A 14,414-nucleotide genomic window follows, 5' to 3' on the forward strand; every position below is an offset into this window, starting at 1 on the left:
CTGCCGAACGGGCGGTTACCGGACAATGCACTCGGCATTTGCTCCGGTAACCGCCCGTTCGGCGTTCAATCTTCGGTGAAGTCGAGGTTGACGGGTTCTGTGATCGCAGAATCCGTTGTCGGCACGTCCTTTCCGACCTCTTCGAACCGAATATCGGAGATGTCGACGGCCCCGCAGCCGCTCAGCAGGACGCCGAAAGCAATGGCTTGCGCCTCTGTCGCATCCACGTCGAGCACGATTTCGACGCGACGCCAGCCGGAGGATCCGGTCAGCGCACGATCCTGCATGTTGTCGAAGCCGAGCATTCCCCCGTGCGCTCGATCGATTCGCATCCACAGCCCGGCCCACCCTTCGATGGCGTTGGCGCGCAACGACGCCGACAACCGCATCCGCTTGCCCGCATAACGGTTGGACTTGACGACCTGCGTCATCGTGCCGAAGCCGATGACCTTGTCCCCGCCGAATTCCAACCGCGCGACCGGCTTGCCGCCGAGCATCTCGTCGATCTTCTCGACGTGATAGTCGTGTGGATGGCTCCCACCCATGATCCAGCCCTTCATCTGCCTGCTCCTCGTTGTCGTAGGTCTCCGAAGCGATGACGCCAGGACTGCACGGGCGCGGTGCAAAGTGCTTTCACGGTGCCAGGGGTGATGCCGAGGTGCTCGCCGATCTCCGCAACACTCAGGTCGCCGTAGTAGTGCAGGACCAATACCTCGGCCTGGCGGCGCGGCAGCTCGATGATGGCGTCGGCCACCTCACCGAGTCTCTCCAGCCGGTCCAGACCGCCGATCATGTTCTGCGGCAACCCGATCCGTCGTAATGCTCGCTCTTCAGCTCGCCGACTCCGGATCGTGTCGAGGCCGACGTTGTGCGCAACAGTCGTGATCCACGCGGGCAACGACCTGATCTCGGTCCCCTGCTCGGTCGTCAACCAGGCTCTGATCAACGCTTCCTGAACAGCGTCCTCGCCGTCCGCCCAGCCGTCGAAGCGCCCTGCCGCGCGCTTTGCAGCCGCCGTGAATTCTTCGGCGACGTAGAGCGCGAATCCCTCCTCCCCCATTGCCCTCCTTCCAACCCGTTCATTGTCATGACGCGCGCCGAGGCGCGAAAGGTTGCTTTTGGTAGCTCCCGTTCGGTGGTGGGCACACGCGCGGTCTAAACTGGCCGACGTGGTCCTCTTCTACGAATTACTCCTTGGTGCGGCAGCCCTCCTGATCACTTGGTTCGGGCTGTATGTGATCTACCGACTGGTCACCGACGAGTCGTGAGTCAGGACCCTGCGGGTAGCCCCGATCAGGATCCCGGCGTCGAGTCCGCTGTCGACGAGCACGTCGACGCACCTGCCGTGGCACGACCCAGCGGCGATCAGGCCGTAGCCGAAGCTGCAATTCGCGCCGAAGAAACCGGCGGGCGCAATATTCCGGCACTGCCTGGGCTGCCGCTGCCCGAGGACACGGCGAACCTTCGCCTCGGTCCCGATCTGAATCCCGCGATGCTCGCATTGCTGCCGCTGGTCGGAGTCTGGCGCGGCGAGGGCGAGGGCCACACACCCGAGACCGGCGATTATCGCTTCGGCCAACAAGTTGTCGTGTCGCATGATGGCGGCGATTTCCTGGCCTGGGAGTCTCGAAGTTGGGTACTCGATGCCGACGGCGAGTACACCGGCCCTGATCTGCGGGAGACCGGATACTGGCGAATCGGCGGCGACTCGACCAAGGGCGACGAAACCGTCGAACTGCTGCTCACCCACAGCTCGGGCATCATCGAGCTCTTCTACGGCGAAGCCCTCAACCAGTCGTCCTGGCAATTGGCGACGGACGTGGTGATCCAGAGCAAGTCGGGTGTGGTGGTCGGCGGCGCGAAGCGGTTGTACGGCATCGTCGACGGCGGCGATCTGGCATACGTGGAAGAACGAATCCAGCCCGATGGCGAACTAGCGCCGCGGCTATCGGCAAGGCTTCAGCGCTACATCGGTTGACACCCGTGCGTGAAGTTGGGTGCCAGAGCACTGAATTTCACTCACGGTTTATCCACAGGCCTGCACGAATCCGGGACTTCTCGGCTCGTTTGTGACGGTGGCTTGCGCTATCCATCCTGCTATGGAAAACGCGACGCTCCAAACATTGCTCAATACTCATAGCGGCTTAGTGACGTACCCGCATTTACGGCGGCTCGGCTATACCCGCGACCGGATCGAACACGAAGTCACCGCCGGTCGGTGGCAGCGCGTTCTCTACGGTGTCTACGCGGTCACTACTGGACCGCTGAATCGACAAATGGTCCTCGATTCCGCTCTCCTCTACGGCGGGGGCGGCGCAGTGCTGAGCCATGGCACGGCAGCGACTCTGTGGGGCATACAGCGCATCGACGAGACAGATCCGGTTCACATCACCTTGCGCTACGGGCGGTCGGCGGTCAGCCAGGCGCCTTCGCGAATTTCGCGCACAGACCAACCTGCGCCATTCATCGGCGAATTGCGACACCCTGGCGTCGTCGTTCACCGATCTCGCGCGCTCACACACATCGCGGTCGAGCGCGAATTCCCTTGCACATCCCGCGCAGACACGGTTCTCGACATGGCAGTCCTCGAGCCGACACCAAAGGCCGCGTACGCCACGCTAATCGCGTGCGCGACGAACGGCGGGGTCAGACCTGATCTACTACTGCAGCGGATGCAGGATCGAAAACCTCGCCGCTACATCAAGGCCATCGCGTCTGCTATCGATCTGCTCCGGGACGGCGTTCAGTCAATGCTGGAATTTCACTATGCTATCGACGTCGAGAAAGCACACGGCCTCCCGCGCGCAATGCGACAATCGCCTGTTGTGGTCGACGGCCGCACGTTATACGAGGACGTCGAGTATCCAATGACCTCGTCGCAACTCATCGTTCGACTAGACGGCCGACTTGCACATTCTTTCCGCGACATCGTGTTTCGTGACAGGCGACGTGAGAATGCGGCCGAAATCGCAGGCAAGCACAGTCTCGTTTTCGGATGGGAGGAAGTGCATGACCAACCGTGCGCAGTTGCTGCTGAAGTGCGATTGGTACTGGTCCGCGGTGGCGTGGATCTCGGCCCGAACCCCTGCCCGAACTGTGAGTGAAATTGGGTGTTGGGGCACTGAATTTCACGCACGGGCGGCGGAGCCGCACATGGAACGACCCCCGAGCCATACCTGCTTTCAGGTCCCGGTCTGGACTGACCGGGGGCTCGGGGGTCGGGTAGCTGCCTGGGATTCGCCAGCCGCTCGCGCGGTCAATGAATCCGTCAGCGGTAGCGGCTAGCTGGCAGCCACCTCACGCGTCCTAAAATTCACCAACTTCAGACCACCTCCTTCCTCGTGTAATTCCGAAGGTACTGCGCACTCAGGGAGTCGGCAACAGATTTTCTCGCTGCGCATAATTCAGCGATATCACCTGATCGGCGCGCGTATCGGTCGGCAATTGGTGCGTCACGACCACGACCGACCTGTCCGCACCCAGCAGCCCCGAATCGCGATCGAGCAGCGCACGCAGCAGCTCTGCACCCGCCGCGGCGTCCAGATGCTCGGTCGGCTCGTCCAGCAGCAGCACGTCGGCAGGCGCAACCAACGCTCGCGCCAGCAGGATCCGCCTACGCTGACCACCCGATACCGCACGATCACCACCGACCAGCACCGTGTCGACACCGTCCGGCAGTGCATCGACCCAGTCCCGCAGCCCGACAGCCCGCAACGCCGCCACCGCATCGACCTCGTTCAGATCACCCCTCGCGACGCGCAAATTCTCCAATAAGGACGTCTCGAACAGATGCGCATCCTCGGCGAAGAACGTCACCCGCTGCCGCAGCTCGGCGGGATCCAATTCCGTGACGTCGATACCGCCGACGTTCACCCAACCCGCAGTCGGGGGAAGCAACCCGGCAAGCGTCATCAGCAGCGTCGTCTTCCCCGATCCGCTCGGCCCCACGATCGCAACCCGACCGCCTGGCGGCACCGTCATGTTCTGCGGCCGGGTGGCCGTGCCGCCCGGCCATCCGGCACACACATCCAATGTCTCGATATCCACGCCAACGACGGGCACAACGCCGTCGCGCCCAGCTGCAGTCGCCTTGTCGACCAACTCCATGATCCGACCGGCCGCGACTCGCCCGCGGGTGAGAGCCTGGGCAGCGGCAGGCATCGGCCCGACCGCCTCGAACGCCGCCAACGGCAACAGCACTAGCACCGCGAGCGACATCGGCGACATACCGTTGTCCGCCAACAGAATTCCGATCATCAACGACGCCAGCACGCTCACTCCGATACCCAGGGGCGTCGCTGCGGCCGCGAACGCTGCGCCGCCTGCCGCCCGATCGGACTCATGGGCAGCACGGTTGCTCGCCGCCTTCGCCGCTTCGATCACCACATCGCTTCGGCCTGCGACGCGCAGCTCCGCCGCGTGATCCAGTACGGTGACGGCATTTTCGGCATAGGTCGCCGACGCGGTCATCGCTGCGGCCTCGGCAGCGCGGGCGGCCCGTGCGGAGAACATCGGAGCGACCACGCCGGCGACCACCAACGCAACCGCCAGCACACCGGTAGCGGCCCAAGAGATCATGCCGAGCAGAACGACGGCAGCGACCGACAGCACCGCCGCGACCGCCATCGGCACCAGCGCCCGCACCACCACCGCGCCCACGGTGTCGACATCGTCGCCCGTCCTCGTCAGCAGATCGCCGCGCCGAAGTCTCGTCACAGCAGCGGCGTCACCGACAGCAAGTTTTCGATAGATCTCGGCACGGGCCGACGTTGTGCCGCGAAAAGCAGTGTCGTGACTGGCAAGTCGTTCGAGGTAGCGGAACAACCCCCGCGTGATCCCCAACGCCCGCACCGACACGACGGCAACCGAGAGGTCCAACACCGGCGGCATCTGCCAAGCCCGAGCGATCAACCAGGCAGCCAAAGCCGCCAATGCAAGCGCGCTACCCAGCGCGATCACACCGGCGCCGACGGCGGCAGTGATTCGCTTGCGCGGCAGGTCCAGCAACGACAACGCCCGAAGCAATGGATCAGTCATGGCCATTCACCTCCACGATCCTGTCGGCGACGGCGAGCACGGCAGGCCGATGTCCGACCATCACCACGGTCGCTCCCGATGCCGCCTTACCTACGATCGAATGCAGTACCGCCGCTTCCGTTTCCGCATCCAGGTGCGCGGTCGGCTCGTCGAGCAGCAGCACCGGCCGCTCGGTCAGCAGCACCCGCGTCAGCGCGAGCCGTTGCCGCTGGCCCAGCGACAGCCCGACTCCCCCGGCACCGACCACGGTGTCCCAGCCATCGGGCAGGTCCGCAAGTACGTCGTCGAATCCGGTTGCAGCACAGGCCGCTGCGATATCACCGCCGACGATCCCGGTCAGCTCCAGATTCTCTCGCAACGAGCCCGGGATCAGCACAGGGCGCTGCGGCAGCCAAGCAACACGACTCCACCACCAGTCCCGATCGAGCGCGGTGACATCGATCCCATCGACCAGCACCCGACCGGACGACGCCGAGACCAGACCCAGAACTGCCTGCAGCGCAGTCGATTTACCGCTGCCGTTCGGACCGGTCAGCACGGTGATCGAGCCTGGACGCAGGGTGCCCTCCAATCGATGCGGGGCCGTGCGATCGCGTGCCTGGACGCTCACACGGGCGAGATCGATCCGGTGATGAGCAGTCAACGTGAAGCGGTCCCCCGTCACGACGTCCGCCGAGGCACCCAGTACACCGAACGCTCGTCCGGCCGCGGCCATACCGTCCTCTGCGGCATGGAATCGCTCACCGACCGACCGCAACGGCAGGTACACCTCGGGCGCCAGAATCAGCGCAATGATGCCCGCCTGCAGCGCCATGTCACCGAACACCAAGCGAAGGCCGATGCTCACTGCGACCAGCGCAACGCTCAGTGTTGCAAGCAGTTCCAGCACCATCGAGGACAGAAAGGCAACCCGCAACGCCTTCATTGCCGTCCGGCGGTGACCGTCACCCAGCTCGCGAACCCGCTCGGCGGGACCCTTCTCACGACCGAGTGCGCGCAGCGTGGGCAGCCCCGCGAGCAGGTCGAGCAGTTGGTCCGACAGCCTGCTCAGCGATGTCAGCGTCCTGTTGGCGGACGTGGAGCCTGCGGAATGTCCCGAAGCCACTACTCCCCTCGTCAGCAGGCCGATCAGAATCATGAACACCGGAATCAGCGGCAACGTGATCGCGATGATTCCCGCCGAGGTCAGATCCTGCGTCGCGATCACAATCAGCAGGCACGGCGGGACGATCACAGCGAGCAGCAATGCGGGCAGGTAGCCTGCGAGGTACGGCCGCAGGTCTTGCAACCCGCGCGTCAACACCGTGGCCAGTTCGCCTCGCCGACTGTCCAATTCGCGGGGCGGCAAGACCACGGACGCCGCCAACACATCGCCTTCCAATTCCGCGACCACCTGGGTGGCGGCTCGGTGCCCGAACCGAGCTTGCAACCACGTCGTCGCGACACGAACGGCTACGGCGCAGGCGAGGATCACCAACTCCGGCACCCACGATCCGATCGTCCGACGATCCGCGGTCACGATCACCCCGGCAAGAATCTCCCCGATCATCAGGGCCGACACCACGATCGCCGCGGTCGTCACAACCGACAGCACCACGGACAGCACCAGATACCTGCGTGCAGAGCGCGAGTAGTGCCACAGCCTCGGATCGATCGGGGCGCGGCTGGTGCGGTCTGCGGATATGGTCATCGCGTCCGCAATCCGATCGGCGGCGGGATGTGCGCCATCGAGATGCGTTGCCGGAAAACCCAATACGTCCAGGCTTGATACCCGATCACCACGGGAGCGGTGAACAGCGCCGCCCACGACATGATGCGCAACGTGTAGGCGCTCGACGACGCGTTGTGGATGGTCAGATCGAACGCCGAGTCGATGGTCGACGGCAGCACGTTCGGGAACATCGATCCGAAGACCAGCACCACCAACGACGCGACGGCGGCAGCTGTCGCTCCGAACGCCCAGCCTTCACGACCGGCCCGTGCCAGCGGCAATGCAATTGCCAACGCCGCGAGGACAAGACCGAGAGCGATCCACGTCCACCCCTTGCCGTACGCGAGTTGCGTCCACAGGGCCCAGGCACCGGTCACGACCACGGCAGGAACAGCAAGGGACACAGCCAGTTTCCCCGCATCCACTCGCACTTCGTCGGCTGTCTTCAACGCGATGAACACGGCACCGTGCAACGCGAACAGCAACGCCGTCGTCAACCCACCGAGCAGTGCGTACGGGCTGAACAGATCGAGCAGTCCGCCGGTCACCTGCTTGTCGGAGTCGACCGCCACACCACGAATCAGGTTCGCCAGCACCACTCCCCACAGCACCGCCGGTATCCACGATCCGATTCCGATACCGGCGTCGCACCGCGCCCGCCAGACCGGATCGTCGATCTTGCCGCGGTATTCGATAGCGCACACCCGCAGAATCAAAGACACGATCAGCACCAGGAACGGCAAGTAAAACCCGGAAAGCAACGTCGCGTACCACTCGGGAAACGCTGCGAACAACGCGCCGAGCGCGGTGATCAGCCACACTTCGTTGCCGTCCCATACCGGTCCGATCGTGTTGAGCACGACCCGTCGACGCTTCTCGCTGCCAGCACCCCGACCCAGTATCGGCATCAACATTCCGACGCCGAAGTCGAAGCCTTCCAACACGAAATAGCCGAGGAACAGGAAGGCGATGACCACGAACCACGCCTCGTGAATACCCATCACACGCTCCTAGTAGGCGAACGAAAGTTGCGAGGGCGCATCGGAATCGGCGTCCGATTCGTCGTCACCCGGCGGATGCGCATCGTGCTCGAGTGGACCCGCGATCACGTACCGACGGATCAGGCCGAACCACACCGCACCGAGGCCGGCGTAGATCACCGTGAACGTGACAAGCGAGATCACCACCGTCGACGTCGGATGATCGGACACACCCTGCGACACCATCAGTCGGATCTGGTCGACACCCGTGGGATTCGGCGCGACAACCCAAGGCTGCCTGCCCATCTCGGTAAAGACCCAGCCCGCACTGTTGGCGAGGAACGGCGTCGGAATCGCGAGCAAGCTGAGCCAACCGAACCAGCGCTGATGCACCACGCGGCGGCCGCGAGTCATCCACAACCCGACCAGCGCAAGGAGTCCCGAGCCTGCCGACAAGCCGATCATGGTGCGGAAAGACCAGTACGTGACAAAGAGATTGGGCCGGTAGTCGCCGGGGCCGAACTTCTCGTTGTATTCCTTTTGCAGGTCGACGACACCCTTGAGTTCGACGCCCGAGAACTTGCCTTCGGCCAACCACGACAGAACGCCGGGCACCTCGATGAGGTGGGTGACGCTGTCACAGTTGTTGTGCGTGCCGATCGTCAGGACCGAGAACGCAGGATCGGTTCCGCTGTGGCACAACGATTCCGCCGACGCCATCTTCATCGGCTGCTGCTCGAACATCAGCTTGCCCTGCACGTCACCGGTGTAGACGAGGCCGAGTCCAGCGATGACGATCACCAGCATTCCGATGCGCGCGGCAGGGCGGAACATGGTGCGCGCAAGATCGATTTCTCCGCGTCGGACGTTGCGGACCATCCACCAACCGGCCACGCCGGCAACGAAGGTTCCCGACGTCAGGAACGCCCCCGCAACGGCGTGCGGAAACGCCGCCAGCGCAGTGTTGTTCGTAAGCAACTCCCAGATGCTGGTCAGTTCGGCTCGGCCTGTCTCCGGGTTGAAGCGAGCGCCCACCGGATGCTGCATGAACGAATTGGCCGCGATAATGAAGTACGCGGAAGCGTTGACACCGATGGCAACCAGCCAGATCGTCGCCAGGTGGACCAGTTTCGGCAGCCGACCCCAGCCGAAGATCCACAGGCCCAGAAAGGTCGACTCGAGGAAGAAGGCGACGAGACCTTCCAGGGCGAGTGGAGCGCCGAACACATCGCCGACGAATCGTGAGTACTCGCTCCAGTTCATGCCGAACTGGAATTCCTGCACGATTCCGGTGGCGACACCGAGCGCGAAGTTGATCAGGAACAGCTTGCCGAAGAATTTCGTCAGCCGATACCAGTGATCCTTCTTGGTGATCACCCACAGGGTCTGCATCACCGCGATCAGCGGAGCAAGGCCGATGGTCAGCGGAACGAAAATGAAGTGATAGACGGTCGTGATGCCGAACTGCCACCTGGAGACGTCCAAGGCGTCCATCGCCACTCCTGCCGGTCCTTACTACATGATGTAGTAGATACTACCGGCGGTAGTAGGCAGGTCAAGAGCTGGTTATGTGCCGATCGTCTCTACGGCGAGGTCCACCATCTCCGCGAATTCGGCCGCTGCGGCGGGCTTGTCCAGCGGCAGTCCGTCCAGGGTGTGCACCCGAGCAGCCAAGGTGACACCAGACACCAGCCACACTCCATCGGCCGTGATCAGGTCGGCAGGGAACATCGGCTCGTACTCACAGGTGTAGCCCTTGTCCTCGGCGACCTCGTAGAGGGCGCGCTGCGTGGTCCCGGACAGAATGCCGTGCTTCGCAGGCGGCGTGATCAGGGTCTTGTCCCGCATGATCACGACTGTCGAGCGTGGACCCTCCAGCACGCGACCCTCGCTGCTGACGAAGATGACGTCGTCGGTGTCGTAGCGCGCCGCGAAACGCAACGCAGCCATGTTGGTCGCATAGGACAGCGTCTTCGCGCCGAGGAGCTGCCACGGCGCGGTCTGACTGAGTTCGATCGAATGCCCCCGCGCCAGCGTCATCGCCGAGACTCCCTCGGTGCGGGCGTGCTGAACCCGATCCGCGACAGGGCCGACCGTGATGAACGCCGTCGGCTCGCCACCGGACTCCCGGCCACGACTCAGGACGATCCGCAGCATCCCTTCGGCATCCGAGCCCCACTCTGCGACGGCAACCTCCACCGCAGATCGCCATTCGTCCAAGTCGGGCTTCGGCAATTCGAGAGCGCCTGCCGACGTCGCCAGCCTCTCGAGGTGGTATTCGAGCACACAGGCCCGACCCGACCGCACCAGGACGGTCTCGAACACCCCGTCGCCACGGACCGCCGCCATGTCGTCCGCGCACAACAGCGGTGTATCCGCGTCATGGCTTGTTCCATCCAATGTCACCAGTACCCGCGCAGCCATGGCATCAGGGTAGCTATCGAACCTGGCAGCGCTCCTACACTGGAGGCGTGTCCGAATCCGCAGTTGTGTCGCCCAGCCCAATCCTCGGTACGCACGGCGCCGCACCGGGCGCTCCCGACTCGCCGGACGGCTCCGTCGCGTGGCACTACGGCGATCCGTTTCCCGAACAACGCGCAGCCGCTGCGTCGGTAGCGATCGTCGACCGTTCCCACCGATTCGTCATCGCGATCGAGGGCGCCGAGCGGCTGTCGTGGTTGCACACCATCTCCAGTCAGCACGTCACGAACCTGCCCGACGGCGGTTCCGCCGAAAACTTGAGCCTCGACGTCAACGGGCGAGTCGAACACCACTTCGTCATGACTGACATCGGCGGCACCCTGTGGATCGACACCGAGCAGGAAAACGGCCCCGACCTGCTGAGTTTCCTGAAGAAGATGGTGTTCTGGGCCAAGGCAGAGCCGCGTGACGCCAACGACCACGCCGTCCTGAGCCTGCTCGGACCGGACGCTGCGAAGGTTCTCGACGTCCTGCCCACCGACGACTACCGCGCCGAGCCGTTGCCCGACGGCGGGTTCGTCCGGAAGGTGCCGTGGCCGACGGCGCACTCCTACGACCTGATCGTCCCGCGCGACCAGCTCGCCGCCGTGTGGTCGCGACTGACCGACTCGGGTGCGAAGCCCGCCGGGCTGTGGGCCTTCGAGGCGCTGCGCGTTGCCGCCGTCCGCCCACGGATCGGACTCGACACCGACGATCGGACCATCCCCCACGAGGTCAACTGGATCGGCGGTATCGACGAAGCCGGTGCCGTTCACCTGGACAAGGGCTGCTACCGGGGGCAGGAAACGGTCGCGCGCGTCCACAACCTGGGCAAGCCGCCGCGCCAACTGGTGCTGCTGCACCTCGACGGGTCCGCCGATGGCAGGCCGAACACCGGCGATCCGGTGACAGCCGACGGCCGAGCCGTCGGCCGCGTCGGCACCGTGATCGATCATTACGAATACGGTCCGATCGCCTTGGCGCTGGTCAAGCGCTCGGTACCGGTGGATACCGCGCTGGGAGCCGGGCCGTGCGCGGCGTCCATCGACCCCGACTCGATCCGGACGCGCGACGAGATCCAAGCCGGCCGGGCAGCCGTCGAGCGATTGCGGGGCCGATGAGCGCGACGGTCCTTGCCGTCTGCGTAGTCCATGCCGATCGCTACGACAGCGGTCGTGTCGGTCTCACGGCAATCGACAAGAGACCGGTCGACGGTCCTGTTCGGGCGGCGGCATTGGGCCTGGACGGCGACCACGTGTGCAACACCGTCGATCACGGCGGGCTCGACAAAGCCGTCTACGCATACGGCGACGACGAGGCCGCGCGCTGGGCCGACGAACTCGGCGTGCCGTTGCACAACGGCTGGTTCGGCGAGAACCTGCGCGTCGCCGGTCTCCCGGTCACCGATGCGGTGATCGGCGAGATCTGGCGGATCGGCGGTGCGGTCCTGCAGGTCAGTGGTCCGCGTGTGCCGTGTGGAACCTTTCAGCGTTGGTCCGAGCAGGCGCATTGGGTGAAGCGTTTCACCGTGCGCGGTGACGTCGGCGCCTATCTGCGGGTCCTGACAGAAGGCTCGATCGCGGCGGGTGACACCATCGATGTCGTGTCCATTCCTGACCACGGCGTCACGGTGCGCGATCTGTTCCGCGGAACGGATCGCAACCGGATGCGGCTGCTGCTTTCGGATGAACCGTCCCTCTGCGATTACGAACGCGCGCGAGCGACCAAGGCACTGGATCGGGTGCTTCGCTGATGGGCGTCGAACTGGTCGAGGTGGTGCGTTCCGGCTTTCGCGAGTGCGTCCACAGCGGGTCGGTGGTGATCCTGCGACCCGACGGCGAACCGGATCTGGAACTGGGCGCCGTCCACACACCGATCTATCCGCGATCGTCGAACAAGCCGATGCAGGTGCTCACTTTGCTGCGCAACGGTTTTCAGCCAGTCGATACCGACGAGCTGGCCATCGCGACGGCATCCCACGAGGGCGAGCGCCAGCACATCGAGTTGGTGAAGCGGCTCCTGGATCGGCACGGCCTCGTCGAGGATCAACTGCTCTGCCCGCCTGAGCTGCCCGGCAACGAGTTCGCGCGCGCCGCGGTGATCACGGGTGGCGGGGCCCGATCCCGTCGGATCTTCATGAATTGCTCGGGCAAGCATGCCGCGATGCTGGCCACCTGCCAGGCCAACGACTGGCCCACCGAGAACTACCTCGATTCGGCGCACCCCCTGCAACGAGCGGTCGTCGACACCGTCGCCGACCTGACCGGCGAACCGGAATCCGAGCTCGGCATCGACGGCTGCGGACTACCCATCGTCCCCGTTTCGCTGACCAATCTGGCGCGCGCCTATGCGAAGTTCGTCACCGCCGAACCCGGGTCGCCGGAGCGCAACGTCGCCGACGCCGTCCGGGAGCATCCGTTCCTGGTGTCCGGGACCGACAAGGACGACCTCGTATTGATGTCGGCAGTACCGGGTCTGCTCTGCAAGGCAGGGGCCGACGGCGTCCAAGCAGGCGCTCTTCCGGACGGAACGGCCTTCGCTTTCAAGATCGACGACGGCGGCGAGCGGCCTCGACTGCCGTTGACCGCGGCGATTCTGCATCGAATCGGGGTCGACTGGAACGAGGATTACGCCGATATGGCGTCGCAACCGGTGCTCGGCGGGGGTGCTCGAGTGGGTACCGTTCGCGCGATCCCGGGCCTTTTCTGACGCCGATCGAAAAACCGGTGACCGTTACGCGCATCTCCTGGGAGCGCGACCGCGATTCGCACGCTAGAGTGTGAGACAGGAAAATACACACTCGAACGGGGCCGCCAAATTCCCCAGGCCGCCCCGCCGAAGCGCGAGGGGGTTAGCCATGGGCCGCGGCCGGGCTAAGGCAAAGCAGACCAAGGTTGCACGTGAGCTCAAGTACAGCTCGCCATCCACCGACCTCCAAAGTCTCCAACGGGAGCTTTCAGGTGGAGGTTCGCCTAACGCGCACCAGAACAGCGTCCGATCCGACGATCAGGACAAGTCCCGCTGGGACGACGACGAATACGAAGAGTGGCGTCGCTGACGCATAAGACATGAATGAGGGGGAAGCCGACCGACGTCGGCTTCCCCCTCGTTTCACTTTTGTCTGCTCAGAAGCGCGGGTGATCTCCGACGAGATGTGACCGTTCCTGGTCGCTGTTCTTGTCGCTCGCCTTCTTGACAGTGCCGAGGGCCCAGCAGTCGATGTGGCGTGCCGTGAGCACGGCCAGCGCCCGGTCCACGTCTTCCGGTGCGACGACGGCGACCATGCCGACGCCCATGTTGAAGGTGCGTTCCATCTCGATGCGCTCGACGCGTCCGCGCTGGGCGATCATCTTGAACACCGGAGCGGGGCTCCAGGTGCCACGATCCAGTTCGGCGACCAGACCCTTCGGCATGACCCGCGCCAGATTGTTGGCGAGTCCGCCGCCGGTGACGTGGGCGAACGTCCGCACGTCGGTCTCGGCGATGAGCGCCAAGCAGTCCTTGGCGTAGATCTTGGTCGGCTCCAGCATTTCCTCGCCGAGGGTGCGGCCGAATTCCTCCACGTGCCCGCTCAGCGACATGTGATCGATCTCGAGCAGGACCTTGCGCGCAAGGCTGTAGCCGTTGGAATGCAGTCCCGACGATCCCATCGCGATGACGACGTCGCCCGGTCGAACACGGTCGGGTCCGAGCACGGCATCCGCTTCGACGACGCCGATACCGGTGGCCGACAGGTCGTAGTCGCCGTCCGCCATCAATCCGGGGTGCTCGGCGGTCTCGCCACCGAGCAGAGCGCAGCCCGCCTGGACACAGCCGTCGGCGATGCCACCGACCAGTTCGGCGACCCGCTCGGGCACCACGCGACCGACCGCGATGTAGTCCTGCAGAAACAGCGGTTCGGCACCGCAGACCACCAGGTCGTCGACCACCATGGCGACCAGATCGAGGCCGAGGGTGTCGTGCTTGTCCATCGCCTGGGCGACTGCGATCTTGGTGCCGACACCGTCGGTGGACGCTGCCAGCAGCGGTTCGCGGTAGCCGCCCTTGAGCGCGAAGAGGCCGGCGAACCCGCCGAGTCCACCCTGAACCTCGGGCCTGCTGGCCTTCTTCGCCAGCGGCGCGAACAGTTCGACCGCCCGATCCCCCGCCTCGATGTCCACTCCGGCCGCTGCGTAGGAAGCACCTGAGCGGTGGTTGGTCTGGTCTTTCATCGGGTGCGGCTCCAA

The 14,414-nt window shown here is 64.7% G+C and carries 14 protein-coding genes; 6 read left to right on the forward strand and 8 right to left on the reverse strand.

The genetic code is table 11. From position 1 onward, the window contains the following. Positions 1-65: 65 nt before the first annotated feature. Positions 66-560, reverse strand: a complete 495-nt coding sequence (locus FOY51_RS15795; protein ID WP_149431219.1) for a hypothetical protein — start codon at positions 558-560, stop codon at positions 66-68. Further along, the gene (locus FOY51_RS15800) at positions 557-1,060 is read right to left on the reverse strand and encodes an RNA polymerase sigma factor (RefSeq protein WP_149431220.1); all 504 of its coding nucleotides are present in this window, start codon (positions 1,058-1,060) and stop codon (positions 557-559) included. The genes FOY51_RS15795 and FOY51_RS15800 overlap by 4 nt, the downstream gene beginning before the upstream one ends. A gap of 285 nt (positions 1,061-1,345) precedes the next feature. Here FOY51_RS15800 and FOY51_RS15805 point away from each other — a divergent pair, with 285 nt between their 5' ends. Further along, the gene (locus tag FOY51_RS15805) at positions 1,346-1,978 is read left to right on the forward strand and encodes a heme-binding beta-barrel domain-containing protein (protein ID WP_149431443.1); all 633 of its coding nucleotides are present in this window, start codon (positions 1,346-1,348) and stop codon (positions 1,976-1,978) included. A gap of 121 nt (positions 1,979-2,099) precedes the next feature. After that, a complete protein-coding gene (locus FOY51_RS15810) occupies positions 2,100-3,104 on the forward strand; it encodes a hypothetical protein (protein ID WP_149431221.1) in 1,005 nt (334 codons plus the stop codon). Positions 3,105-3,366: 262 nt separating this feature from the next. On the opposite strand, the gene cydC is transcribed toward FOY51_RS15810, so the two are convergent. The 5 genes from cydC to FOY51_RS15835 all read right to left on the reverse strand — a co-directional run bounded on the left by cydC (position 3,367) and on the right by FOY51_RS15835 (position 10,152). Continuing rightward, a complete protein-coding gene (cydC, locus tag FOY51_RS15815; protein WP_149431222.1) occupies positions 3,367-5,037 on the reverse strand; it encodes a thiol reductant ABC exporter subunit CydC in 1,671 nt (556 codons plus the stop codon). Further along, positions 5,030-6,727 carry a thiol reductant ABC exporter subunit CydD gene (gene cydD / locus FOY51_RS15820; RefSeq protein ID WP_149431223.1) on the reverse strand — a complete coding sequence of 566 codons (1,698 nt, stop codon included), beginning with the start codon at positions 6,725-6,727 and terminating at the stop codon, positions 5,030-5,032. Before cydD ends, cydC begins: the two co-directional genes overlap by 8 nt. Continuing rightward, entirely contained in the window at positions 6,724-7,749 is a 1,026-nt protein-coding gene (gene cydB / locus FOY51_RS15825) for a cytochrome d ubiquinol oxidase subunit II (protein WP_149431224.1), read from the reverse strand. Before cydB ends, cydD begins: the two co-directional genes overlap by 4 nt. Positions 7,750-7,758: 9 nt before the next feature. Further along, entirely contained in the window at positions 7,759-9,222 is a 1,464-nt protein-coding gene (locus FOY51_RS15830) for a cytochrome ubiquinol oxidase subunit I (protein WP_149431225.1), read from the reverse strand. 72 nt (positions 9,223-9,294) lie between these two features. After that, the gene (locus FOY51_RS15835; protein WP_149431226.1) at positions 9,295-10,152 is read right to left on the reverse strand and encodes an aminodeoxychorismate lyase; all 858 of its coding nucleotides are present in this window, start codon (positions 10,150-10,152) and stop codon (positions 9,295-9,297) included. Positions 10,153-10,199: 47 nt separating this feature from the next. Between FOY51_RS15835 and ygfZ the strand changes: the two genes are divergently transcribed. The 4 genes from ygfZ to FOY51_RS15855 all read left to right on the forward strand — a co-directional run bounded on the left by ygfZ (position 10,200) and on the right by FOY51_RS15855 (position 13,246). After that, positions 10,200-11,309 (forward strand): CAF17-like 4Fe-4S cluster assembly/insertion protein YgfZ, encoded by a 1,110-nt coding sequence (gene ygfZ / locus FOY51_RS15840; protein ID WP_235916394.1) that lies wholly within the window; start codon positions 10,200-10,202, stop codon positions 11,307-11,309. Further along, on the forward strand, positions 11,306-11,941 hold the full coding sequence (locus FOY51_RS15845) for an MOSC domain-containing protein (RefSeq protein ID WP_149431228.1): 636 nt from the start codon (positions 11,306-11,308) through the stop codon (positions 11,939-11,941). Before ygfZ ends, FOY51_RS15845 begins: the two co-directional genes overlap by 4 nt. Beyond that, the gene (locus FOY51_RS15850; RefSeq protein ID WP_149431229.1) at positions 11,941-12,897 is read left to right on the forward strand and encodes an asparaginase; all 957 of its coding nucleotides are present in this window, start codon (positions 11,941-11,943) and stop codon (positions 12,895-12,897) included. Before FOY51_RS15845 ends, FOY51_RS15850 begins: the two co-directional genes overlap by 1 nt. Positions 12,898-13,045: 148 nt before the next feature. Next, positions 13,046-13,246, forward strand: coding sequence for a DUF3073 domain-containing protein (locus tag FOY51_RS15855; RefSeq protein WP_149431230.1), 201 nt, complete (start codon positions 13,046-13,048; stop codon positions 13,244-13,246). A gap of 67 nt (positions 13,247-13,313) precedes the next feature. Here the strand turns inward: FOY51_RS15855 and purM are convergent, their stop codons facing one another. Next, positions 13,314-14,399 (reverse strand): phosphoribosylformylglycinamidine cyclo-ligase, encoded by a 1,086-nt coding sequence (gene purM / locus FOY51_RS15860; protein WP_149431231.1) that lies wholly within the window; start codon positions 14,397-14,399, stop codon positions 13,314-13,316. Positions 14,400-14,414: the final 15 nt, after the last annotated feature.

It is taken from the genome of Antrihabitans cavernicola, from assembly GCF_008297975.1.
GTDB classification, from domain to species: Bacteria; Actinomycetota; Actinomycetes; order Mycobacteriales; family Mycobacteriaceae; genus Antrihabitans; species Antrihabitans cavernicola.

Excerpts from the sequence above, each read along its gene's own strand:
- FOY51_RS15810 (WP_149431221.1), top strand. The coding sequence starts at position 2,100 with ATGGAAAACGCGACGCTCCAAACATTGCTCAATACTCATAGCGGCTTA.
- cydC (WP_149431222.1), bottom strand. The coding sequence starts at position 5,037 with ATGACTGATCCATTGCTTCGGGCGTTGTCGTTGCTGGACCTGCCGCGC.
- FOY51_RS15845 (WP_149431228.1), top strand. The coding sequence starts at position 11,306 with ATGAGCGCGACGGTCCTTGCCGTCTGCGTAGTCCATGCCGATCGCTAC.
- FOY51_RS15800 (WP_149431220.1), bottom strand. The coding sequence starts at position 1,060 with ATGGGGGAGGAGGGATTCGCGCTCTACGTCGCCGAAGAATTCACGGCG.
- FOY51_RS15835 (WP_149431226.1), bottom strand. The coding sequence starts at position 10,152 with ATGGCTGCGCGGGTACTGGTGACATTGGATGGAACAAGCCATGACGCG.
- cydD (WP_149431223.1), bottom strand. The coding sequence starts at position 6,727 with ATGACCATATCCGCAGACCGCACCAGCCGCGCCCCGATCGATCCGAGG.
- purM (WP_149431231.1), bottom strand. The coding sequence starts at position 14,399 with ATGAAAGACCAGACCAACCACCGCTCAGGTGCTTCCTACGCAGCGGCC.
- cydB (WP_149431224.1), bottom strand. The coding sequence starts at position 7,749 with ATGGGTATTCACGAGGCGTGGTTCGTGGTCATCGCCTTCCTGTTCCTC.
- FOY51_RS15795 (WP_149431219.1), bottom strand. The coding sequence starts at position 560 with ATGAAGGGCTGGATCATGGGTGGGAGCCATCCACACGACTATCACGTC.
- FOY51_RS15850 (WP_149431229.1), top strand. The coding sequence starts at position 11,941 with ATGGGCGTCGAACTGGTCGAGGTGGTGCGTTCCGGCTTTCGCGAGTGC.
- FOY51_RS15855 (WP_149431230.1), top strand. The coding sequence starts at position 13,046 with ATGGGCCGCGGCCGGGCTAAGGCAAAGCAGACCAAGGTTGCACGTGAG.
- FOY51_RS15830 (WP_149431225.1), bottom strand. The coding sequence starts at position 9,222 with ATGGACGCCTTGGACGTCTCCAGGTGGCAGTTCGGCATCACGACCGTC.